A 21,872-nucleotide genomic window follows, 5' to 3' on the forward strand; every position below is an offset into this window, starting at 1 on the left:
TAAAGATTATTCTTTTATTATTTTTTTACTTATATCATATAATAAATATCCACAAATATATCCACCTATTATATCTGTTGGCCAGTGAACTCCTAAATACATTCTACTTATACCCATGGAAATGATATAAATACATATAATCAAGCCTATTAGGAACTGTTTGTTTTTATCCTCTTCTTTTCTTGTTAAGAGATAAAATATTGATAAATACATACTCATAACTACCATCGCATGGCCACTTGGATAACTGAGTCCCCCTTGTTTTACCAAAGAGAAGTCAAAGGGTCTAGTCCTTTGAAAAACTTGTTTTATTAGAGAATTTAGTGTAAAACTTCCCAAGGTATTTACTAATAAAAATAATGATTCACGTATATTCTTTTTAATTAAATTAAAAACTATAATAATTAACATAATTGGAACTAAAAACTTTTCAGCTCCTAGATAAGAGATTCCTTTCATAATCTTTAGTAATGTAGGGTTTGTTCCCTTATGTAGAAATTCTAATAGTTTTGTATCAAAAAGAATCCCTTCTGTTGAATTCCTTACCATCATTCCAAAGGTTAAAAATATTAATAACAGTATAATGTTTATTGTTTTTTTCTTATTATCTTTCATAGCTTAGCCTCTATCTATAAAAAATAAGAAAGATAGGAAACTATCTTTCTTATTTTTCTTATCTTAATTTTTTATTTATTTTGTAGATGCTTATATATAAATACTTATATAGCTTAAACCTTTAGTTAAAACTATGCCTTATAAGTTACAACTGGACTTCTTGCGGCCTTAGTTTCATCAGGTCTTCTAACTAATGTATCATGAGGAGCTGTTTTTAATATAGATACATCTTCCTTAGCTTCTTTAGCTATCTTTAGCAGAGCATCTATAAATTCATCTAATGTTTCTAGACTTTCAGTTTCAGTTGGCTCTATCATCATAGCTTGATTTATGATAAGTGGGAAATATACTGTTGGTGGATGGAAACCAAAGTCTAGAAGTCTCTTAGCTATATCTAATGTAGTAACTTCTAATGAATTTCCTTTTAACCCTGAAAGTACAAACTCATGCTTATAAAGTGCATCTATTGGTAAATAATAATCATCTTTTAATTTACTTAACATGTAGTTAGCATTTAATACTGCCATTTCAGAAGCTTTCTTAAGTCCATCTCTACCCATAGTAAGGATATAAGTGTAAGCTCTAACCAAGATACCAAAGTGGCCATAAAAGTCTTTTACTTTACCAATAGTGTTTTCTATATTATAGTCAAGGAAATATCTATCTCCTTCTTTTCCTACTATAGGAACCGGTAAAAATTCAGTTAAATGAGCTTTTACTCCAACTGGTCCAGAACCAGGACCTCCACCACCATGAGGTGTTGAGAAAGTTTTATGGATATTGAAGTGAACTACGTCAAATCCCATATCTCCCGGTCTTGCTTGACCTAAAATTGCATTTGCATTAGCTCCATCATAGTAAAGTTGCCCACCAGCATCATGAACTATCTTTGCTATTTCTTTAATATCGCTTTCAAATAATCCTAAAGTATTAGGGTTTGTAAGCATAAGTCCTGCTGTATTTTCTCCAACAAGATTTCTTAAAGCTTCTACATCTACTCTTCCATTTTCTGTGGATTTTACTTCTACAATTTTATATCCAGCCATAGTTGCAGTAGCAGGGTTTGTTCCATGTGCTGAGTCTGGAACTATTATAGTATCTCTCTTTGTATCTCCATTTTTCTCATGATATGCTTTTATTACCATAATGCCTGCAAGCTCACCGTGAGCTCCAGCAGCAGGCTGAAGTGTCATTTGATCCATTCCTGCAACTTCTGCTAAAGAGTTTTGTAATTCGTACATAAGCTGAAGTGCTCCTTGTGTACATCCTTCCCTTTGACGAGGATGAATGTTTGCAAAACCATCTAATCTTGCGGTATTTTCATTTATCTTAGGATTATATTTCATAGTACATGACCCTAATGGATAAAAACCTGTATCTAGTCCAAAGTTTTTATCAGAAAGATTTGTATAGTGTCTTATTACCTCTACTTCGTTTACTTCTGGCAGGGTAAGAGGGTTTTCATTTATAAAATCCTCTGGGAAAAACTCACTTATATCTTTATCTTCCACATCTAGTGGAGGAAGTTTATAAGCTTTTCTGCCTGGTTTTGAAAGTTCAAATATTAATTTATTATATTTCCTCATTTATATCCCCTCCAATACGCTGCTAAGTTTATCAATTTCATCTTTAGTTCTCTTTTCAGTTACAGCATAAAGAATACTATCTTTAAATTCGGGATAATCTATACCTAGGTGATGACCAGCTATTATATTTTCAGATCTTAAATCTTTTATTATCTTATCTGCATCTATGTTAGAACTAACTGCAAATTCCTTAAAGAAAGGTTTGTCAAACACTCTTTTATATTTTCCAGACTGCTCTAGTTTTTCTAAAGCATAATGAGCTTTTTTAGTAGATTGCATAGCTACTTCTCTTAGTCCTTCTTTACCTAGTGTTACCATATAAACAGTAGCAACTAATGTATTTAATCCTTGATTAGAACAAATGTTTGAAGTTGCCTTGTCACGTCTTATATGTTGCTCCCTAGCAGTAAGAGTTAATACGAAAGATCTCTTACCATCTAAATCAGTAGTTTCTCCTACTATTCTACCAGGAAGTTTTCTTAAATATTTTTCAGTAGTTGCTAAGAATCCTAAATAAGGTCCACCAAATGATAAACTCATTCCAAGAGATTGTCCTTCTCCTACAACTATATCTACTCCTAAATCTCCCGGTCTTTTTAATATTCCAAGAGATATTGGATCTACTGAAGCTATTATAGATGCTTTTTTAGATTTATGGACTAAATCAGCTGATGATTTTAAATCTTCAACTACACCGAAGAAGTTAGGACTTTGAACTATTACTGTTGCTACATCATCATCCATTTTGCCTTCTAAATCTTCCATATCTGTAATACCGTCTTTCATAGCTACTTCCACAACTTCAATATCTTGCATATGAGCATATGTCTTTAATACTTGTCTGGATTGTGGGCTTACAGTTTCAGAAATTAAAATCTTTTTCTTTCTTGCAACATCACATGCCATAAGAGCTGCTTCTGCTACTGCTGTACCTCCATCGTAAAGACTAGCATTTGCTATTGGTAACCCAGTTAATTCAGATATAAGTGTCTGATACTCAAATATATATTGAAGAGTACCTTGACTTATCTCTGGTTGATATGGTGTATAAGAAGTATAAAATTCACTTCTTGAAATTATATGGTCTATAATTGCTGGTATATAGTGATCATAAGCCCCTGCTCCTAAAAAACAAACATTTTCTGTTGTAGAACAGTTTTTATTAGCAAGCTTATTTAAATAATTTGTTACTTCTAGCTCTGACTTTGCAAGGGGTAAATCTAACTCTTTATTAAATGCTACATCTTTAGGTATATCAGCAAATAAATCATCTACTGAATTAACACCTATGGAATCAAGCATTATCTTTTCATCTTCTGGTGTATGCGGGATATATGGGAACATATTACGCCTCCTCACTTGTGAATTCTTCGTACTCCTCACTTGACATAAGATCATCTAATTGTGATTTGTCAGTTAATTCTATTTTTACAATCCAACTTTCAAAGGGATCTGAGTTTAGTAGTTCAGGACTATCTAATAAATCTTCATTTACCTCTAATACTTTTCCAGATACTGGCATATATACATCTGAAGCAGCTTTTACTGACTCAACTGCTGAAAAGTCATCTTCTTTTTCTAATTCATCATCTATTTCAGGAAGTTCAATATATACTATATCTCCTAATTGATGTTGAGCAAAGTCACTAATTCCTATATAAGCTTCATCACCCTCTACTTTTACCCACTCGTGATCCTCTGAATAATATAAACCTTTAACAACTTTCATTATAATACCTCCTATAATAGTTTTTATTTATTTTTTAAAAAGTTTTTACTTATAATTTTAGCTTTTACTGGTTTTTTTCTAATCATTATATCAATTTCATTTCCAAGTTCTTTTTCTGAAATCTTTATAAGCGCATTACCTATGTTTTTATTTAATGTAGGACTCATATATCCTGTAGTTACATGTCCTATTTTCTCACCGTTTTTATATACCTCATAGCCTTCTCTAGGAATCCCTCTACCTAATAGTTCAAATCCAACTAAGGTTCTTTCAAGTCCTCCATCAGCCTGTGCCTGTAGAGCTTTTTTACCAATAAAGTCGGATTCTTTATTGAGTTTTACAAAGAATTTAAGTCCGGCTTCTAAAGGTGATATATCTTTGGACAATTCTTGCCCATATAGAGGAAGCATAGCTTCAAATCTTAGAGTATCTCTACATCCAAGACCAGTAGGTTTTAAGCCTTCTTCTTTACCCGCCTCTAATAAACTATTCCAAACCTTAACTACATCATCATTTGTAAGATATATCTCAAAACCATTTTCTCCTGTATAACCTGTTCTTGAAATCATCTTAGTTTTTACTCCATCAATTTCTACATCATCTTTAAAATAAAAGAATTTTACATCATCTAATTTTGTCTCAGTAAGTTTTTGTAGTATTTCTTGGGCTTTTGGTCCTTGAATTGCAATAATTGCTGTTTCTGGGGAAAGGTTTTCTAGCTCTACATCAAAGTCTTTTTTCTGCTCATTTATCCAATCCCAATCTTTGTCTATATTTGCTGCATTTACTATTAAATTAAACTCTTCATCATTAGTTTTATATACTAGTAAATCTTCTACCACTCCCCCCTCAGGATAACACATAAAAGTATATACTATTTGGTGCTCATTCAACTTACTGATATCGTTTGTCATTACATAATCTAGGAATGGAAGTGCATCTTTACCTTTAACACTGATATTTCCCATATGGGATACATCAAATAAACCTGCTTCATTTCGAACTGCATTATGTTCTTGGACTAAACCTTCATATTGTACCGGCATTTCCCACCCTGCATAATTAACGATTTTAGCCCCTAAGTTTTTATGTTCTTCATATAACCTAGTTTTTTTACCGTCCATTAAACCACTCCTTCCAATATTTATAATATTATCTCTAATACCAATAATATAGTACCCTTTTTACAATAATCTAAACTTATTATATTATTAAAACTATTTAGAAAATAATATTATATAGATACATTATATAAGAGAAAATATGATTATGCAACATTAATAAATATTTATCGTTAATATTTTAACAATGGGATTATATTATCATATCAACCATCTTTTAATTACTTCTAATTTCTTACAAAATATTTAAGATATCATTTTTTTAAAGATTTAATGTTTTATTGTCATATCTACAATCGACAAATTTAAACAATAAATATATTTTCTCCAAAAAATTGCATCTAAAAATTATTTGTAGTTTTTTGCTAACTAACAAAAGACATATTACAAAATATACCCAAATGTGAGTTATAAATATAAAATGTGGAAATGTTAATAGTTTTCCACATTTTATGTTGAATTATGTTTTTTTAAAAACAAGTATATAAGCCATACTAAAACAAAATTTTAAAACAATCCACCTTATCAACAATATCCACAATCAGTGGGGATAATTATTCTTTTTCTTCAATATATTTTATAAGCCCTGAGAATATAGACCAAGCAACTTTTTCTTGATGCTTTTTATTTTTTAGTAGCTTTTCTTCTAGTGGATTAGATAAAAAACCTGCTTCTACTAAAACTGCTGGTATGTTTAGTTCTTTCAATACATATATATTATCTCTAGCTGTTGGAGTTCTTAAGTTATCATTATCTAATCTTTCCCTAAATTCAACTTGAATTGTATTTGCAAGTTTTTCGCCTTCAATAGAGCCTTCATTAAAAAAAGTTTGAGCGCCATAATATTTAGAGCTTGTAAAACTATTCATATGTATACTTATAAATATTTCTGCCTCAGAATCCTCAACTATCTTTCTCCTATTTTTTAAGTCCTCTATTTTCTTTTCTCGAAGAGTATTTGATTTAGAAGTATAAAGTCCTTTATTATCACTACGAGTCATTATAACTATAGCCCCACTTTGCTCTAAGAGTGATTTAAGCTTTAATGATAGCTCTAAGTTTATTTTACTTTCAAGTGTGCCACTTTCCCCAACTGTACCAGGATCCACTCCTCCATGCCCTGGATCTATTACTATTATCTTATCTGTTACTGGTAAGGAAAAGGTGGGAGATATCTTTTCTCTATAAAAAAATACTAAGAGAGATATCAACAACACTATTATAGTTATAATAGAATATACCGTTTTTCTTTTTACATATATAACCTTCAACATTTATCACCTCTATAAAATATATTAAGTTTAACACTTACCTATGCATAAAAAAATCCCAAGAAAATTTTCTTGGGATTTTTTATTATCTTTTTGAGAATTGTGGGCTTTTTCTTGCTTTCTTAAAGCCATATTTTTTTCTTTCTACCATTCTAGGATCTCTAGTTAAGTTACCAGCCTTTTTAAGTGTTGGCCTAAACTCTCCATCAACTTCTAACAATGCTCTTGCTATACCATGTCTAATAGCTCCTGCTTGACCAGTAAACCCTCCACCTTTAACATTTACTAATACATCAAATTTTTCAATGTTACCAGTTATAGTTAGTGGTTCCCTAGCTATTGTTCTTAAAGTTTCATAATTAAAATATTCATTGATATCTTTTTTATTTATAGTGAATTTTCCGTTTCCTGGAACTAGTCTTACTCTTGCAATAGAAGTTTTTCTTCGTCCTGTTCCAATATATTGTTCTATAGCCACTTACAGTCCTCCCTTCGTTAAATAATTAGATTTCGTATATTTCTGGCATTTGAGCTTCGTGATTATGTTCGCTACCTGCATATACTTTTAATTTTTTAATCATTTGTTTTCCAATTTTATTTTTTGGAAGCATTCCCTTTACAGCAAGTTCTATAATTTTTCCTGGTTTAGTTTCAATTAGTCTATTGTATGGTACTTGTTTTAATCCTCCTGGATGACCTGTATGATAAGTATAGTTAAGTTGATTTATCTTGTTTCCAGTAAGTTTTATTTTATCAGCATTTATTATAATGATAAAATCACCAGTATCTATATGAGGAGTATATGTTGGTTTGTTTTTCCCCATTAGTATAGTTGATACTTCTGTTGCAAGTCTTCCTAAGACTTTGTCTTCAGCATCTATTATATACCATTTTTTCTCAAGTTCATTTGTCTTTGCCATATAGCTTTTCATCGTTTTCCCTCCTTATAAAAGGTATAAATTATTATGAGGTAGAAAAAAAGTTTCCGGTCTCTTTTTAAACACTCTAATACATTTTAATACATCTAATTATCCATGTCAAGTAGATTTTAATCATAATATACTTTTTCTAAAAATAAGCCTTCAGGATGTGCTGTAATACCTGCTAAACTCCTATCTTTACCATTTATAATATCTTGTAAATCTTCTTTTTTTATCTTTCCTATGCCTACAAATATAAGTGTCCCTACTATTATCCTAACCATATGTCTTAAAAAGTTGTTTCCCTCTATTATAAACTCCAAGAATTCTCCATTTTGTTCCAATTCTATACTGTATATAGTTCTAATTGTATCTTTAAACTTTGTCTTTGGACCCATAAAGCTTTTAAAGTCATGAGTTCCAATAAAATAAGGTAAACTTTTTCTTATTTCTTCTACATCTAGCTTTTTACTAATATGATAAGAGAAGTTTCTATATAGGGGTCTTTCTATCTTTCCATTATATACTATATATCTATATCTTTTTTTTCTAGCACTAAATCTAGAATGGAAGTTTGCATCTACTTCTTCAGAATGTTTTATTTTAATATCATCTGGTAGATTGCTATTTATAGCATATACAAATCTTTCAGCGGGTATACTTGACTCCGTAAAAAAGTTTGCTACTTGAGCTAATGCATGGACTCCTTTATCAGTTCTTCCTGAACCTATAAGTTTAATCTTTTCACCTGTTACACTTTCTATAGCCTTTTCTAATACTCCTTGGATTCCTAGTGCGTTTTCTTGAGATTGAAATCCAGAATAAGAAGTTCCATCATATTCCATTATAAGTTTTATGTTTCTCATATTCTACCTCTAAATAAATCTAGTTGATAAAATAAATAAAAAGAATAAAGCCATACTTGCAAATATTCCTATATCTTTTTTATCTAATTTTAATTCGTTTAACCTAGTCCTACCCTCTCCACCTCTATAGCATCTAGCTTCCATAGCTATGGCAAGTTCATCAGCTCTTCTAAAGGCATTTACAAATAAAGGTACAAGTAGTGGAACTAGATTTTTAGCTCTTTTTATAATATTTCCAGATTCAAAATCAGCACCCCTAGCCATCTGTGCTTTCATAATTTTATCTGTTTCCTCTAAAAGAGTTGGAATAAATCTTAAGGCTATAGTCATCATCATAGCTAATTCGTGGGAAGGTAGTCCAATTCTTTTAAAGGGCTTTAAAAGCTCTTCTATTCCATCTGTAAGACTTATAGGTGATGTTGTAAGGGTTAGTAGGGATGTGCCTGTAACAAGAAATACAAGCCTTAGAGCCATAAATGTTGCTTGTGAGAGTCCTTCCTTTGTAACTGATAATGGGCCTAATGTAAATATTACTTCTCCTTTAGTCATAAATACATTTATCAAGAATGTTATAAGGATTATGAACATAAGCGGTCTTAGCCCTTTTATAATAAACTTAATAGGTACTTTTGATAAGCTTATTGCAATTAGTATAAATGCAACTATAAATATATATGGGAAAAATCTATTTACAAAAAAAAGAGAGGTAATAAACATCACAATAATTGATATTTTTATTCTAGGATCTAATCTATGAATTATAGTCTCCCCCGGAAAATATTGTCCAATAGTTATATCTTTAAGCATTTTCATTTCCCCTTAGATATCTTATAAGTTCTTCCTTAGCTTCTTCAACAGTAAGTATATCTGAATTTATATCATGGCCACGAGCCTTATATTCTTGCATGAATTTTGTAATTTGAGGTATACCAAGTCCTATATCTTCTAATTCTTGTCGTCTTTTAAATATATCTCTTGGAAGACCATCCATAACTATTTTACCTTTATCCATAACCAATATTCTACTTACAATCTTTGCAATGTCTTCCATATTATGAGATACAAGTACTACAGTTATACCGCCCTTTTTAAATAAATCAAATACTTCAGCTAGTATTTCATCCCTACCATTAGGGTCAAGCCCTGCTGTGGGTTCATCTAGAACTAACACTTTAGGCTTCATAGCCACAACTCCTGCTATAGCCACTCTTCTCTTTTGTCCTCCACTTAATTCAAATGGAGATCTTTCTTTTAGTGTTTCATAGTCTAGTCCAACTATGTCCATAGCTTCTATTACACGTGCTTTTATTTCATCTTCATTTAGACCTAAATTTCTAGGGCCAAATGCTATATCTTTATATATCGTCTCTTCAAATAGTTGATATTCTGGATATTGAAATACTAGTCCTACCTTTTGTCTTATTTTTTTAAGCTTTGTTTCTTTTTTAGATATATCAAATCCATCTATATAAAGACTTCCTGACTGAACTCTTATAAGTCCATTTAAATGTTGAACTAATGTAGATTTACCAGATCCTGTATGTCCTATAAGACCAATGAATTCTCCTTTTTCTACTTCTAAATTTATATTGTCTAATGCCTTTTTCTCAAATGGAGTGTTTGCATTATAAACATAGTTTAAGTTGTCAATTTTTATTATCATAATACATTTAACAACTCCTCTATAGTTAATATATCTTCATTTATATTAATTCCAGATTTTTGAAGTTCATAAGCTAGTTCTGTTACTTGTGGTACATCAAGACCTAATTCTTTGATTTTGTCTACTTTTTTAAATACACCTTTAGGACTACCCTCAAGCTTTATCTCGCCTTTACTCATAACAACTACTCTCTCGCCTTGTACGGCTTCATCCATATAGTGAGTGATTAGTATTATAGTCTTACCTTGTTCTTGATTTAATTTTTTAATAGTTTGTAATACTTCAGTTCTTCCAGATGGATCTAGCATAGAAGTAGGTTCATCAAATATTATACAATCTGGATTCATAGCAAGGATTCCAGCTATGGCAACTCTTTGTTTTTGACCACCTGAAAGAAGGTGAGGTGCGTGCTTTTTATATGCACTCATTTCTACTATTTCAAGTGCATCATCTACTCTTTTTCTTATCTCATCTTGAGGAATTCCTTGGTTTTCAGGACCAAATGCAACATCTTCTTCTACAATAGTAGCTACTATTTGATTGTCCGGATTTTGAAATACCATCCCAGCTTTTTGCCTTATATCCCAAATCTTTTCTTCATCTTTTGTATTTATTCCCATAACATTTACATCTCCATCAGTAGGAATGAGTAGTCCATTCATCATCTTAGCTAAAGTAGACTTCCCTGAACCATTATGTCCTAAGATTACTAGAAATTCACCTTTTTTAACTGTAAGATTTACCTTATTTACTGCTACTAATATTTCATCTTCTATATATGATTTATATTCAAATACAACATCTTTCATTTCTATCATTATATCATTCATAATATACCTCAATTCAGCATAAATTTGTTCCCTAATTGAATTATCATACTCTAATATAACATAGAAAGATAAAATATACAATTTATAAGTAGAGGTATTTTTATCTTTATAAAACCAAAAGGGACTAAGATTTAACTTAATCCCTGTCCCTTATACTAGCTCTATTATAGCCATTTCTGCTCCATCACCACGGCGAGGTCCCAGTTTTAAAACTCTTGTATATCCACCATTTCTTTCTGCATATTTAGGTGCTATTTCACTAAATAGAGATGTAGTTACATCTTCATCATATACATAAGCTAAAACTTGTCTTCTTGCGTGTAAGTCTCCTCTTTTTCCTAAAGTTATCATCTTTTCTGCCATTCTTTGAGTTTCTTTAGCTCTAGTTACTGTTGTTTCAATCTTTCCATTTCTCAATAGAGAAGTAACTTGATTTCTAAGCATGGCTTTTCTATGAGCTGTAGGACGACCAAGTTTTCTAAGTTTTGTCATAATTATCCCTCCTTTAAAAGGATTACTCCTCGTTTCTTTTAAGTCCTAATCCTAATTCATCAAGCTTTTTTTGAATTTCTTCCAGGGATTTTCTACCTAAATTCCTTACTTTCATCATATCATCTTCTGATTTGTCAGTTAACTCTTCTACTGTATTTATAGCAGCTCTTTTTAAACAGTTATAAGATCTAACAGATAAGTCTAATTCTTCTACTGTCATTTCAAGAACTTTTTCTTTCTTGTCTTCTTCTTTTTCAACCATAATCTCTACATCATTTACATGATCGGTAAGTCCTATGAATAAGTCAAGATGTTCTGTAAGTATTTTAGCACCTAAAGAAATTGCTTCATCAGCATCAATTGTACCATTTGTCCATAATTCTATTTCTAATCTATCATAGTCCGTAATTTGTCCTACTCTTGTATTAGTTACATTATAATTAGCCTTATTAACAGGAGTATAAGAAGAGTCTATAGCTATAACGCCCACTGATGTCTCTTCACTTTTATTTTTTTCAGAGGTTACATATCCTCTACCTTTAGATAATTCTAATTCCATATATAGTTTTCCGTCTTCATTAACTGTTGCTATATAATGGTCTTTATTTATAATTTCCACATCAGAACCTGTAACAATATCACGAGCGGTTACTTCTTGTGGTCCTTCTATATCCAAAGTCAAGGTTACGGGTTCGTTTGCAAATACTTTTGATGCAATCCCCTTAATATTTAAGATGATTTCTGGTACATCTTCTAAAACTCCAGGAACTGTTGAAAATTCATGAAGTACATCTTGGATTTTTATAGAAGATACTGCAGCTCCTGGTAATGAGGATAATAAAACTCTTCTAAGAGAATTTCCTAGAGTAGTTCCATATCCTCTTTCCAAAGGCTCTACTAAAAATTTACCATAAGTTCCATCATCACTTAACTCTAAGATTTCTATTCTTGGTTTTTCAATTTCTAACATTAATATGAACCCTCCTTTAGAATTTGTTGTTATAAGGACGAGGGTAACTAACTTCGAACTCTATTATTTAGAGTATAACTCAACGATTAAGTGTTCTTCTACTGGGATATCTATGTCGTCTCTAGTTGGCTCAGCCACAATAGTACCCTTTAACGCTTCTAAATCTACATTTACCCATGATACTTGAGTACCGTTATGGTTCTCTATAATGCTTTTGATTTTTTCGCTATTTCTGCTTTTTTCTTTCACTTGTATAACATCGCCTTGTGTTATTTTAAATGAAGGAATATCTGTTTTATGACCATTTACAATAAAATGTCCATGAGTTACAAGTTGTCTTGCTTCAGGACGTGACTGAGCAAATCCTAATCTATAAACTGCATTATCTAATCTAGTTTCTAAAAGGTGTAATAGATTTTCACCTGTTATACCTTGCATTTTATCAGCTATATCAAAATATCTAGCCATTTGTGATTCATTAATGCCATAAAATCTTTTTACTTTTTGTTTCTCTCTTAATTGTAAACCATATTCTGTAACCTTTTTTCTAGATTGGCCATGTTGTCCTGGTGCATAATTTCTCTTTGCAACTGGACATTTATCAGTAAAACATTTATCACCTTTAAGATAAAGTTTTAAACCTTCTCTACGGCACAATCTACACACTGGTCCTGTATATCTTGCCATTTATTTTACCTCCTAATTAAACTCTTCTACGTTTTGGTGGTCTACATCCATTATGGGGAATTGGTGTTACGTCTTTTATCATATTTACTTCTAATCCTGTAGCTTGTAGTGATCTAATTGCTGCTTCTCTACCAGAGCCAGGTCCCTTAACGAATACTTCAACACTCTTTAATCCATGTTCCATAGCTTTTTTAGCTGCTGTTTCAGCTGCTTCTTGTGCAGCAAAGGGAGTGGATTTTCTTGAACCTCTAAATCCTAATTGTCCTGCACTTGCCCACGATAATACATTTCCCTGTAAATCAGTTAATGTAACCATTGTATTGTTAAATGTAGAAGAAATATGAGCTTGACCTCTCTCAATATTTTTACGTTCTCTTCTTCTTACACGAGTTTGTTTACCTTTTTTAACTGCCATTTAATTTCCCTCCTTTACTACTTTCTCTTAGAAACTAATTTCTTTGGACCTTTTCTAGTTCTTGCATTTGTCTTAGTTTTTTGTCCTCTTACCGGTAATCCTCTTCTATGTCTCATACCTCTATAAGAGTTGATTTCTCTAAGTCTTTTTATGTTCATCATAACTTCTCTTCTTAGATCCCCTTCTACTGGATAGGTATCTATTAGTTCTCTAAGTTTTGCTATCTCTGTCTCTGTTAGATCTTTGATTTTAGTATCTCTATCTATACTAGCATTGTTAATTATTTCCATAGATCTAGATCTACCTATGCCGAAAATATATGTTAAACCTACTTCAACTCTTTTATCTCTAGGTAAGTCAACGCCTGCTATTCTAGCCATTAAAGTTTGCACCTCCTATTATTTTAACTCTATCTATATTAACCTTGTCTTTGCTTATGCTTTGGATTTTCACAGATTACCATTACTTTTCCATGTCGTTTAATAATCTTGCATTTTTCACACATCTTTTTAACTGATGGTCTTACTTTCACTTAAATCCCTCCTATACTACTTGTTTCGCCAGGTTATTCTGCCTCTTGTCAAATCGTAGGGTGAGAGTTCAACAGTTACTTTATCTCCTGGAAGTATTCTAATATAATGCATACGAAGCTTTCCAGAAATATGGGCTAAAATCTCGTGACCATTTTCAAGCTCTACTTTAAATATGGTGTTGGGTAAAGCATCGATAACTGTACCTTCAACCTCTATAACATCTTTTTTAGCCATTCGGTTCCGAACCTCCTGTTCAAACGGATTTAGAACTCTTAATTAAAAGGTTCTAAAATCTTTCTTATAAAAGCATCATTTAATATTTTCATATCATCTAATTTATATTTTAACTCTGGAACTACAGTATTGTAAACATCTAAATGTTTAGCTTTTTTTGTTTTAGGATTCTCTAGTTTTCTTAAATCACCATCAACAATAGAAACATACTTATCATCAATTATGTTTAATACTAAAAAGATTCTTCCCTTATCCCGTCCAGCTTTGGACTTAACCACTTGTCCAATGGCTATGTCACTAGTTGAATCCATTAAACTCACCTCAGATTCTTATTCCCTTTCTAGGGAATTTACTATAGTTTCAAATATTTGTTTTATATCTCTTGTACCATCAATATCTAATATAAGACCTTTTTGTCTATAATAATCTATCAGTGGCTCTGTTTGTTTAAAATACACTTCAATTCTAGTAGCTACTGTATCAATCTTATCATCATCTCTTTGATATAATTCTCCACCATCTACATCACATACACCCTCTACTTTAGAAGGTAAGTTTGTAATATGATAAGTAGCTCCGCAACTCTTGCAAACTCTTCTGCCAGTTATTCTTTCTACTAAAACATCTTTATCTGCTTGAATATTGACAACTTTGTTTAGTTTTATACCCATTTCATGAAGTTCCTTATCTAAGGCTACTCCTTGTTCTATAGTTCTTGGAAAACCATCTAATAGAAAACCATCTTTACAGTCTTCTTTTGAAAGTCTATCCTTCACCATAGATATTACTAATTCATCAGGAACTAATAGCCCCTTATCCATATACTCTTTAGCTGAAACACCAAGAGGAGTATTAGATTTTATATTTGCTCTAAACATATCTCCCGTAGAAATATGGGGAATATTATACTTTCCCACTATATTTGATGCTTGAGTGCCTTTCCCAACTCCGGGAGGTCCCAATAGTATAAGTCTCATGCGATTCATCATCTCCTATAGTTATTTTAAAAATCCCTTATAGTGTCTCATAAGCATTTGTGATTCTAATTGTTTAACAGTCTCAAGCGCTACACCTACAACTATTATAATAGCTGTACCACCAAAATTAACATTCATGTTAAATATTTTTGATAGAATTATAGGTAAACTAGCTAAGATTGCAAGAGATAATCCTCCTACAAATGTTATTCTTGAAACTACTCTATTTAAATATTCTGATGTAGGTCTTCCTGGTCTAATTCCAGGAACAAATCCACCATTTTGTTGTAAGTTTTTAGAATACTCAACAGTGTTGAACTGAATTGCAGTATAAAAGTAAGTGAAAAACATTATTAGAATTATGTTTAATATAGAATATATCCATATTCCAATGCTACCTTGTGGTGTCAACCACTTAGTGATCCACGCTGATACTGCTGCATTCTTAAAGAATAAAGTAATTGTTTGTGGAAGCGCAAGTAGTGATGAAGCAAATATTACCGGCATAACTCCTGCCATAGATACCTTTACAGGTATATGTGTGCTTTGTCCACCATACATTTTCCTTCCTACAACTCTCTTTGCATATTGAACATTTATCTTTCTTTCTCCTTCTTGCAAAGCAACTACAACAGCAATGATTCCTAAAAAGACTATTCCAAATACTATTACTTTACCAATTTTCAAACTGCCTGCAGCAACTAATTGAAAAGTCTTTATAAGTTCTGCTGGTAATCTAGAGATTATACCTACAAATATTAGCATTGAAATACCATTTCCAATTCCTTTTTCTGTAATTAAATCTCCTATCCAAATTAAAAATGAAGTACCAGCTACAAGTGTTATAATTACTATAAGCTTTTGAAGCGTACCTGTACTTTCTAAAGCACTACTAAAAAACCCGAGAGTATAACCAACTGCCTGTATTATAGCCAATATTACAGCTGAATATCTTGTAATTCTTCCTATTTTTTTTCTACCTTCTTCTCCTTCTTTAGCTAATTCTTCAAGTCTTGGAATTGCTATGGTTAGAAGTTGAATAATAATAGATGCTGTAATATATGGATATATATTAGTTGCAAATATACTAAAGTTACTAAACGTCCCTCCAGCCATTAGGTCTAAGAATTGCAACAGACCGCCTTGACTAGATTCAAATATACTTTTTATTACTTCCTTATCCATATAAGGAACTGGAATATTTGATCCCAATCTAAATATTAAAAGCATAAGAATAGTAAAATTTATTTTTTTTCTTATCTCAGGTATCTTCCAAGCATCTTTCAAAGTAGAGATCATTTATATCACCTCAACCTTGCCACCTGTGGACTCAATTTTGTCTATAGCAGATTTACTAAAGTGTTGAGCTTTAACTGTTAGTTTAACGTTTAGCTCTCCATTTCCAAGAATTTTAATACCATCTTTTGAACGAGATTTTTTAATTAATCCGTTTTCAAATAATAATTCTGGAGTCACTACCGTTCCTTCTTCAAATCTATTTAAATCATCTAAGTTTATAGTTCCAATTTCTTTTTTAAATATATTTGTAAAACCTCTCTTAGGAAGTCTTCTGAATAAAGGCATTTGGCCTCCTTCAAATCCAGGTCTTACTCCTCCGCCAGATCTAGCATTTTGGCCTTTATGTCCTTTACCAGATGTTTTACCTAGTCCTGAACCAGTACCTCTACCTAGTCTTTTTTTTGATTTACTTCCTCCACCTTCGTTAGGTCTTAAATCATTTAATTTCATAGAGTTACACCTCCTTCTACTTAATCTACAATTTCAACCATATAGCTTATTTGGTTTATCATACCTCTAATTTGAGGGGTATCATTTTTTTCCAATACTTGATTAACCTTTTTAAAGCCAAGAGCTTCAATTGTTCTTTTGTGCTTTTCAATTCTACCTATTGGACTTTTAACTAATTTTATTTTAATCATAGCCATTTAAAAATCCCCCCTAACCTAATAATTCTTCTACTGTTTTGCCTCTTAATTTAGCAACATCTTCGGCTTTTTTCAAATTCATTAGAGCATCCATCGTTGCATTAACAACGTTTCTTGGATTACTGCTACCAAGGGACTTTGTTCTAATATCTCTTATACCTGCAAGTTCGCATACAGCACGTACCGCACCACCTGCTATAACTCCGGTACCTTCTTTAGAAGGCTTTAATAATACTCTTCCAGCTCCAAATACTCCTAGTATTTCATGTGGTATTGAAGTTTCTTTAAGTGGTATTTCTACAATATGCTTTTTAGCATCTTGTATAGCTTTTCTAATAGCTTCCGGTACTTCTAGAGCTTTAGCCATACCTATTCCAACATGACCATTTCCATCTCCTACTACTACTAGAGCACTAAATCTAAAGTTTCTACCACCTTTTACTACTTTAGTAACACGATTTATATTAACAACTCTTTCTTGTAAGTCTAATTCATTTGGATTAATGAATGAACGTTCCATTATTTACCTCCTTTTCTAGAATTTAAGTCCAGCTTCTCTTGCACCTTCAGCTAGTTCTTTTATTCTTCCATGATAAATATATCCACTTCTATCAAATACAACATTTTCTACATTTTTCTCTAAAGCTTTTTTAGCAATAGATGCTCCGACTTTTTTAGCTGCTTCTTTATTACTAGTTGAAGTAAGTTCAAGCGATTTATCTAAAGTAGAAGCTGATGCTAATGTAGATTTTGTAGTATCATCAATAATTTGAGCGTATATATGTTTTCCACTTCTATAAACATTCAGTCTTGGTTTTGCAGAAGTTCCTTCGATCTTCTTTCTAACTCTAGAATGTCTTGCTTTTCTATTCTCATTTTTATTAATCTTTTTTAGCAATATATTTCACTCCCTTCTACTTACCAGTCTTACCAACTTTACGTCTTATAACTTCGCCTTCGTATTTAACACCTTTACCTTTATAAGGTTCTGGTTTTCTATATCCTCTTATAATAGAAGCATAGTTACCTACTTGTTGTTTGTTTATTCCTTTAACAACTATTCTATTAGCTGCAGGTACTTCTACTTCGATTCCCTCTGGATCTTCTAGCTCTATAGGATGAGAATACCCTAGTCCTAGCACTAATTTACTGCCTTGTTTTGCAGCTCTATATCCTGTTCCTTCGATTTCTAATTTTTTAGCATAACCTTCAGTTACACCCTCTATCATATTAGCGATCAAAGTTCTGGATAAACCATGTAAAGATCTATGTCTTTTGTTTTCTGTAGGTCTAGCTACAGATAGTATGCTATCTTCTATCTTAATTACCATCTCTGGATCTATTTGTTCAGATAGTTCACCTTTAGGTCCTTTTACTTTAACAAGGTTTTTGTCATCTATATTTATTTCTACGCCACTCGGAATGGAAATTGGATTTAATCCTATTCTTGACATGAGTGCACCTCCCATTCTTTAGTTTTATTTATTTTACCAAACATAGCAAAGAACTTCTCCACCAACAGAACTTTTTCTAGCTTGTTTATCAGTCATCATACCCTTTGATGTTGAAATAACTGCCATTCCTAATCCTCCAAGCACTCTTGGTACATTGTCGTTTTTAACGTATACTCTAAGTCCTGGTTTAGAAATTCTTTTAATTCCACTGATAACTTTTTCTTTATTCTGTCCATATTTTAAATCTATTCTTATAATTCCTTGCTTACTATCCTCTATACAATCAAATCCTTTAATAAAGCCCTCGTTTAAAAGAATTTGAGCAAGTTCTTTTTTAATATTTGAAGCAGGAACATCAACCGAATCATGCTTTGCATTGTTGCCGTTTCTTATTCTGGTTAACATATCTGCAATTGGGTCTGTCATCATAATTAGTTACCTCCTTTCATAACCTTATACTACCAGCTTGCTTTTTTTACTCCAGGAATATCGCCTTTATAAGCTAGTTCTCTGAAACATATACGACATACTCCATATTTTCTCAAGTATGCATGAGGTCTACCACAAATTTTACATCTATTATACTCTCTTGAACTAAATTTCGCTTTTCTTTTTTGTTTAGCTATCATAGATTTTTTTGCCACTATTTATTCCCTCCTTATTTACTTTTTAAAGGGCATTCCCATTTTCTCTAAGAATACTCTCGCTTCTTCATCTGACTTAGCCGTTGTTACAATCACTATATCTAAACCTCTTATAGAGTCAACTTTGTCATATTCTATTTCAGGGAAAATAAGTTGTTCTTTTATTCCAAGTGCATAGTTTCCTCTACCATCAAATGCAGTAGAACTAATTCCTCTAAAGTCTCTAACTCTTGGTAGAGATATATTTATTAATCTGTCTAAGAAGTCATACATTCTTTCTCCTCTTAGAGTTACTTTTGTTCCAATTTTCATACCTTCACGTAGTTTAAAGTTTGCAATAGATTTTTTAGCATAAGTTAAGATTGGCTTTTGTCCTGCTATAATTTCTAATTCATTTACTGCTGCTTCAAGAGCCTTAGGATTATCTTTTGCTTGACCAACACCCATGTTTATTACAACTTTTTCTAACTTTGGTACTTCCATTATATTTTCATATTGAAATTTTTCCATCAAAGATTCAATTACTTCATTAGTATATTTTTCTTTCAATCTGGAAGTCATTCCTGATTACCTCCCCTCTTACTTTATTTACTATTTATCTAAAACTTCTCCACATTTTTTGCATACTCTTTTCTTTGTTCCATCTTTTAATATTGTATGTCCTGTTCTTACACCTTTTTTGTCTTTTTCACAATAGTACATTACTTTAGAAACATTTATAGCTCCTTCGTATTGAACTATACCACCAGGGTTTGTTGGTCCCATGTTTTTCTTATGCTTTGTAAGCATGTTCACGCCTTCAATAATAACTTTATTCTCTTTAGGCATAGCTTTTAATACACGTCCAACCTTACCTGAATCTTTTCCTGAAATGACAACTACTTTATCGCCATTTTTTACATGCATACTTTACACCTCCTCTTATAGTACTTCCGGTGCTAAAGATATTATCTTCATAAAGTTTCCACTTCTCAATTCCCTAGTAACAGGTCCGAATATACGGGTTCCAACAGGGTTTTTATCATCTTTAACAATTACTGCTGCATTATCATCAAATTTAATGTAGGATCCATCATTTCTTCTAACACCTTGCTTTGTTCTTACGATTACTGCTTTTACTATTTCACCTTTTTTCACAACTCCACCAGGTGTTGCACTTTTGACAGTACAAACAACTATATCTCCAACTCTAGCATATCTTTTGTTTGTTCCACCAAGTACTCTTATTACTAAAACTTCTTTTGCACCTGAGTTATCAGCTATTCTCATACGGCTTTCCGTTTGGATCATTAGATTACCTCCTTTCAAACAAAAATTCCTATTTTGCTTTTTGTACTATATTTAAAACTCTCCAGTTCTTTTGTTTACTTAATGGTCTTGTTTCCATTATTTTAACAACATCACCTGTTTTACATTCATTGTTCTCATCATGTGCTTTGAATTTCGTAGTTTTTTTAAGTTGTTTCTTATATAGTGGGTGAGTTTTAAAAGTTTCAACTGCTACAACTACAGTTTTATCCATTTTATCACTTACTACAATACCCGTTCTAGTCTTACGATTTCCTCTTTCCATTTAAGATTAAACCTCCCTTCCTATACCTAGTTCACGTTCTTGAATAATAGTTTTTACACGTGCGATATCTTTTCTTACGGATTTAATCCTTAAGGGGTTATCTAATTGACCTGTAGCCAATTGAAATCTTAAATTAAATAATTCAGTTTTTAATTCTAAAAGTCTAGAATTTAATTCGTTTCCAGTCATTTGGCGAATTTCTTTAGCTTTCATTAGCCTCACCACCCTTTTCTTGCCCTTCATCACGAGTGATGAATTTAGTTTTTATAGATAATTTATGTGCTGCAAGTCTCATTGCTTCTCTTGCATCTTCTTCAGATACTCCACCCATTTCAAAAAGTACTCTACCAGGTTTAACTACCGCTACCCAATATTCAGGTGAACCTTTACCAGAACCCATACGAGTTTCTGCAGGTTTTTCAGTTACTGGTTTATCTGGGAATACCTTGATCCAGATATTACCACCTCTTTTTACATATCTTGTCATAGCACGTCTCGCTGCTTCTATTTGATTAGAAGTAATCCACGTTGGCTCTAATGCTTGTAATCCAAACTCTCCATAAGTTATTGTATTACCGCGATGAGCTTCTCCCTTCATTCTTCCTCTATGAACTCTACGATATTTTACTCTTTTAGGCATTAACATATTAAAACTCCTCCTTCCTACAGTTTATTTAACTGTTTCTTCCTTTTCTTCGTTTTTAGTAGGAAGAACTTCTCCTTTATATATCCACACTTTTACCCCTAATTTTCCATAAGTAGTATCAGCTTCGGCAAAACCATAATCTATATCTGCTCTTAATGTTTGTAGAGGTATAGTTCCTTCACTATATCCTTCTGTTCTTGCCATATCTGCTCCACCAAGTCTTCCTGAGACGGAAGTTTTTATTCCTTTTGCTCCAGATCTCATAGTTCTTTGGATAACTTGTTTCATAGCTCTTCTAAATGAAACTCTTCTTTCAAGTTGAGAAGCTATGTTTTCTGCTACTAATTGAGCATCAAGTGATGGGTTTTTTATTTCTTCTACATTTATAGAAACAGATCTCCCTGTCATCTTTTCAATTTCATTTCTAAGAGCTTCTACTCCAGATCCACCTCTACCTATTACCATTCCAGGTTTAGAAGTATAAACTGAAATCTTAACTCTATTTGCAGCTCTTTCTATTTCAACTTTTGAAAGCCCAGATATAAATAATTTTTTCTTAAGATATTTACGAATCTTGTCATCTTCTATTAAAAATGTATCAAAGTTTTTTTTATCAGCATACCACTTTGAATTCCAATCTTTTATAATTCCAACTCTTAAACCGTGTGGGTTAACTTTTTGACCCATTAATTACCCCTCC

At 31.9% G+C, this 21,872-nt stretch carries 36 protein-coding genes; all 36 read right to left on the minus strand.

Annotated elements, in window-relative coordinates; translation table 11 throughout:
• Positions 1 to 6: 6 nt before the first annotated feature.
• The gene (locus TICRE_RS09490) at positions 7 to 615 is read right to left on the minus strand and encodes a phosphatase PAP2 family protein (RefSeq protein WP_075727465.1); all 609 of its coding nucleotides are present in this window, start codon (positions 613 to 615) and stop codon (positions 7 to 9) included.
• A gap of 131 nt (positions 616 to 746) precedes the next feature.
• Positions 747 to 2,201 carry an aminomethyl-transferring glycine dehydrogenase subunit GcvPB gene (gene gcvPB / locus TICRE_RS09495; protein ID WP_075727467.1) on the minus strand — a complete coding sequence of 485 codons (1,455 nt, stop codon included), beginning with the start codon at positions 2,199 to 2,201 and terminating at the stop codon, positions 747 to 749.
• Positions 2,202 to 3,545 carry an aminomethyl-transferring glycine dehydrogenase subunit GcvPA gene (gcvPA, locus tag TICRE_RS09500; protein WP_075727469.1) on the minus strand — a complete coding sequence of 448 codons (1,344 nt, stop codon included), beginning with the start codon at positions 3,543 to 3,545 and terminating at the stop codon, positions 2,202 to 2,204.
• 1 nt (position 3,546) lies between these two features.
• On the minus strand, positions 3,547 to 3,930 hold the full coding sequence (gcvH, locus tag TICRE_RS09505; protein WP_075727471.1) for a glycine cleavage system protein GcvH: 384 nt from the start codon (positions 3,928 to 3,930) through the stop codon (positions 3,547 to 3,549).
• A gap of 23 nt (positions 3,931 to 3,953) precedes the next feature.
• A complete protein-coding gene (gcvT, locus tag TICRE_RS09510; protein WP_075727473.1) occupies positions 3,954 to 5,054 on the minus strand; it encodes a glycine cleavage system aminomethyltransferase GcvT in 1,101 nt (366 codons plus the stop codon).
• A gap of 551 nt (positions 5,055 to 5,605) precedes the next feature.
• A complete protein-coding gene (gene cwlD / locus TICRE_RS09515) occupies positions 5,606 to 6,325 on the minus strand; it encodes an N-acetylmuramoyl-L-alanine amidase CwlD (RefSeq protein ID WP_075727475.1) in 720 nt (239 codons plus the stop codon).
• Between the two features lie 82 nt (positions 6,326 to 6,407).
• Complete coding sequence (rpsI, locus tag TICRE_RS09520; RefSeq protein ID WP_075727477.1) at positions 6,408 to 6,800, minus strand: 30S ribosomal protein S9; 393 nt, start codon at positions 6,798 to 6,800, stop codon at positions 6,408 to 6,410.
• 25 nt (positions 6,801 to 6,825) lie between these two features.
• The gene (gene rplM / locus TICRE_RS09525; RefSeq protein WP_075727479.1) at positions 6,826 to 7,254 is read right to left on the minus strand and encodes a 50S ribosomal protein L13; all 429 of its coding nucleotides are present in this window, start codon (positions 7,252 to 7,254) and stop codon (positions 6,826 to 6,828) included.
• Between the two features lie 116 nt (positions 7,255 to 7,370).
• Positions 7,371 to 8,108, minus strand: a complete 738-nt coding sequence (gene truA, locus TICRE_RS09530) for a tRNA pseudouridine(38-40) synthase TruA (RefSeq protein WP_075727481.1) — start codon at positions 8,106 to 8,108, stop codon at positions 7,371 to 7,373.
• A gap of 9 nt (positions 8,109 to 8,117) precedes the next feature.
• Positions 8,118 to 8,915: an energy-coupling factor transporter transmembrane component T family protein gene (locus TICRE_RS09535; protein WP_075727483.1), complete on the minus strand. Its 798-nt coding sequence runs from the start codon at positions 8,913 to 8,915 to the stop codon at positions 8,118 to 8,120.
• Positions 8,908 to 9,771 (minus strand): energy-coupling factor transporter ATPase, encoded by an 864-nt coding sequence (locus TICRE_RS09540; protein ID WP_075727485.1) that lies wholly within the window; start codon positions 9,769 to 9,771, stop codon positions 8,908 to 8,910. Before TICRE_RS09540 ends, TICRE_RS09535 begins: the two co-directional genes overlap by 8 nt.
• Entirely contained in the window at positions 9,768 to 10,589 is an 822-nt protein-coding gene (locus TICRE_RS09545) for an energy-coupling factor transporter ATPase (protein WP_198927543.1), read from the minus strand. The genes TICRE_RS09540 and TICRE_RS09545 overlap by 4 nt, the downstream gene beginning before the upstream one ends.
• Positions 10,590 to 10,751: 162 nt before the next feature.
• Positions 10,752 to 11,093, minus strand: coding sequence for a 50S ribosomal protein L17 (gene rplQ, locus TICRE_RS09550; RefSeq protein WP_075727489.1), 342 nt, complete (start codon positions 11,091 to 11,093; stop codon positions 10,752 to 10,754).
• Positions 11,094 to 11,115: 22 nt separating this feature from the next.
• Entirely contained in the window at positions 11,116 to 12,063 is a 948-nt protein-coding gene (locus tag TICRE_RS09555; protein ID WP_075727491.1) for a DNA-directed RNA polymerase subunit alpha, read from the minus strand.
• A gap of 63 nt (positions 12,064 to 12,126) precedes the next feature.
• Positions 12,127 to 12,750, minus strand: a complete 624-nt coding sequence (rpsD, locus tag TICRE_RS09560) for a 30S ribosomal protein S4 (RefSeq protein WP_075727493.1) — start codon at positions 12,748 to 12,750, stop codon at positions 12,127 to 12,129.
• A gap of 16 nt (positions 12,751 to 12,766) precedes the next feature.
• Positions 12,767 to 13,165 carry a 30S ribosomal protein S11 gene (rpsK, locus tag TICRE_RS09565; RefSeq protein WP_075727495.1) on the minus strand — a complete coding sequence of 133 codons (399 nt, stop codon included), beginning with the start codon at positions 13,163 to 13,165 and terminating at the stop codon, positions 12,767 to 12,769.
• A gap of 17 nt (positions 13,166 to 13,182) precedes the next feature.
• A complete protein-coding gene (gene rpsM, locus TICRE_RS09570) occupies positions 13,183 to 13,545 on the minus strand; it encodes a 30S ribosomal protein S13 (protein ID WP_075727497.1) in 363 nt (120 codons plus the stop codon).
• Positions 13,546 to 13,583: 38 nt separating this feature from the next.
• A complete protein-coding gene (rpmJ, locus tag TICRE_RS09575; protein ID WP_075727499.1) occupies positions 13,584 to 13,697 on the minus strand; it encodes a 50S ribosomal protein L36 in 114 nt (37 codons plus the stop codon).
• A gap of 16 nt (positions 13,698 to 13,713) precedes the next feature.
• Complete coding sequence (infA, locus tag TICRE_RS09580) at positions 13,714 to 13,932, minus strand: translation initiation factor IF-1 (RefSeq protein WP_075727501.1); 219 nt, start codon at positions 13,930 to 13,932, stop codon at positions 13,714 to 13,716.
• 38 nt (positions 13,933 to 13,970) lie between these two features.
• Positions 13,971 to 14,243: a KOW domain-containing RNA-binding protein gene (locus TICRE_RS09585; protein ID WP_075727503.1), complete on the minus strand. Its 273-nt coding sequence runs from the start codon at positions 14,241 to 14,243 to the stop codon at positions 13,971 to 13,973.
• Between the two features lie 18 nt (positions 14,244 to 14,261).
• Positions 14,262 to 14,909, minus strand: a complete 648-nt coding sequence (locus TICRE_RS09590; RefSeq protein ID WP_075727505.1) for an adenylate kinase — start codon at positions 14,907 to 14,909, stop codon at positions 14,262 to 14,264.
• Positions 14,910 to 14,930: 21 nt separating this feature from the next.
• Positions 14,931 to 16,208: a preprotein translocase subunit SecY gene (gene secY / locus TICRE_RS09595; protein WP_075727507.1), complete on the minus strand. Its 1,278-nt coding sequence runs from the start codon at positions 16,206 to 16,208 to the stop codon at positions 14,931 to 14,933.
• Positions 16,209 to 16,658, minus strand: a complete 450-nt coding sequence (gene rplO / locus TICRE_RS09600; RefSeq protein WP_075727509.1) for a 50S ribosomal protein L15 — start codon at positions 16,656 to 16,658, stop codon at positions 16,209 to 16,211.
• Between the two features lie 20 nt (positions 16,659 to 16,678).
• Positions 16,679 to 16,855, minus strand: a complete 177-nt coding sequence (gene rpmD, locus TICRE_RS09605; RefSeq protein WP_075727511.1) for a 50S ribosomal protein L30 — start codon at positions 16,853 to 16,855, stop codon at positions 16,679 to 16,681.
• Between the two features lie 13 nt (positions 16,856 to 16,868).
• Positions 16,869 to 17,375 carry a 30S ribosomal protein S5 gene (gene rpsE / locus TICRE_RS09610; protein WP_075727513.1) on the minus strand — a complete coding sequence of 169 codons (507 nt, stop codon included), beginning with the start codon at positions 17,373 to 17,375 and terminating at the stop codon, positions 16,869 to 16,871.
• 15 nt (positions 17,376 to 17,390) lie between these two features.
• A complete protein-coding gene (gene rplR, locus TICRE_RS09615; RefSeq protein WP_075727515.1) occupies positions 17,391 to 17,753 on the minus strand; it encodes a 50S ribosomal protein L18 in 363 nt (120 codons plus the stop codon).
• A gap of 16 nt (positions 17,754 to 17,769) precedes the next feature.
• Entirely contained in the window at positions 17,770 to 18,309 is a 540-nt protein-coding gene (gene rplF, locus TICRE_RS09620) for a 50S ribosomal protein L6 (protein ID WP_075727517.1), read from the minus strand.
• 33 nt (positions 18,310 to 18,342) lie between these two features.
• Positions 18,343 to 18,738 (minus strand): 30S ribosomal protein S8, encoded by a 396-nt coding sequence (rpsH, locus tag TICRE_RS09625; RefSeq protein ID WP_075727519.1) that lies wholly within the window; start codon positions 18,736 to 18,738, stop codon positions 18,343 to 18,345.
• 29 nt (positions 18,739 to 18,767) lie between these two features.
• Positions 18,768 to 18,953, minus strand: coding sequence for a type Z 30S ribosomal protein S14 (locus tag TICRE_RS09630; RefSeq protein WP_075727521.1), 186 nt, complete (start codon positions 18,951 to 18,953; stop codon positions 18,768 to 18,770).
• An 18-nt stretch (positions 18,954 to 18,971) separates the two neighbouring features.
• On the minus strand, positions 18,972 to 19,514 hold the full coding sequence (gene rplE / locus TICRE_RS09635) for a 50S ribosomal protein L5 (protein ID WP_075727523.1): 543 nt from the start codon (positions 19,512 to 19,514) through the stop codon (positions 18,972 to 18,974).
• A 30-nt stretch (positions 19,515 to 19,544) separates the two neighbouring features.
• Positions 19,545 to 19,859: a 50S ribosomal protein L24 gene (gene rplX / locus TICRE_RS09640; protein ID WP_075727525.1), complete on the minus strand. Its 315-nt coding sequence runs from the start codon at positions 19,857 to 19,859 to the stop codon at positions 19,545 to 19,547.
• A gap of 15 nt (positions 19,860 to 19,874) precedes the next feature.
• A complete protein-coding gene (gene rplN, locus TICRE_RS09645) occupies positions 19,875 to 20,243 on the minus strand; it encodes a 50S ribosomal protein L14 (protein WP_075727527.1) in 369 nt (122 codons plus the stop codon).
• 28 nt (positions 20,244 to 20,271) lie between these two features.
• The gene (gene rpsQ, locus TICRE_RS09650; protein WP_075727529.1) at positions 20,272 to 20,526 is read right to left on the minus strand and encodes a 30S ribosomal protein S17; all 255 of its coding nucleotides are present in this window, start codon (positions 20,524 to 20,526) and stop codon (positions 20,272 to 20,274) included.
• A 6-nt stretch (positions 20,527 to 20,532) separates the two neighbouring features.
• Complete coding sequence (rpmC, locus tag TICRE_RS09655) at positions 20,533 to 20,739, minus strand: 50S ribosomal protein L29 (RefSeq protein ID WP_075727531.1); 207 nt, start codon at positions 20,737 to 20,739, stop codon at positions 20,533 to 20,535.
• Positions 20,729 to 21,172, minus strand: a complete 444-nt coding sequence (gene rplP / locus TICRE_RS09660; protein WP_075727533.1) for a 50S ribosomal protein L16 — start codon at positions 21,170 to 21,172, stop codon at positions 20,729 to 20,731. Before rplP ends, rpmC begins: the two co-directional genes overlap by 11 nt.
• 24 nt (positions 21,173 to 21,196) lie before the next feature.
• On the minus strand, positions 21,197 to 21,859 hold the full coding sequence (gene rpsC, locus TICRE_RS09665) for a 30S ribosomal protein S3 (protein ID WP_075727535.1): 663 nt from the start codon (positions 21,857 to 21,859) through the stop codon (positions 21,197 to 21,199).
• Positions 21,860 to 21,872: the final 13 nt, after the last annotated feature.

The sequence above is a fragment of the Tissierella creatinophila DSM 6911 genome, assembly GCF_001940565.1.
In the GTDB taxonomy this organism is placed as follows: domain Bacteria; phylum Bacillota; class Clostridia; order Tissierellales; family Tissierellaceae; genus Tissierella_A; species Tissierella_A creatinophila.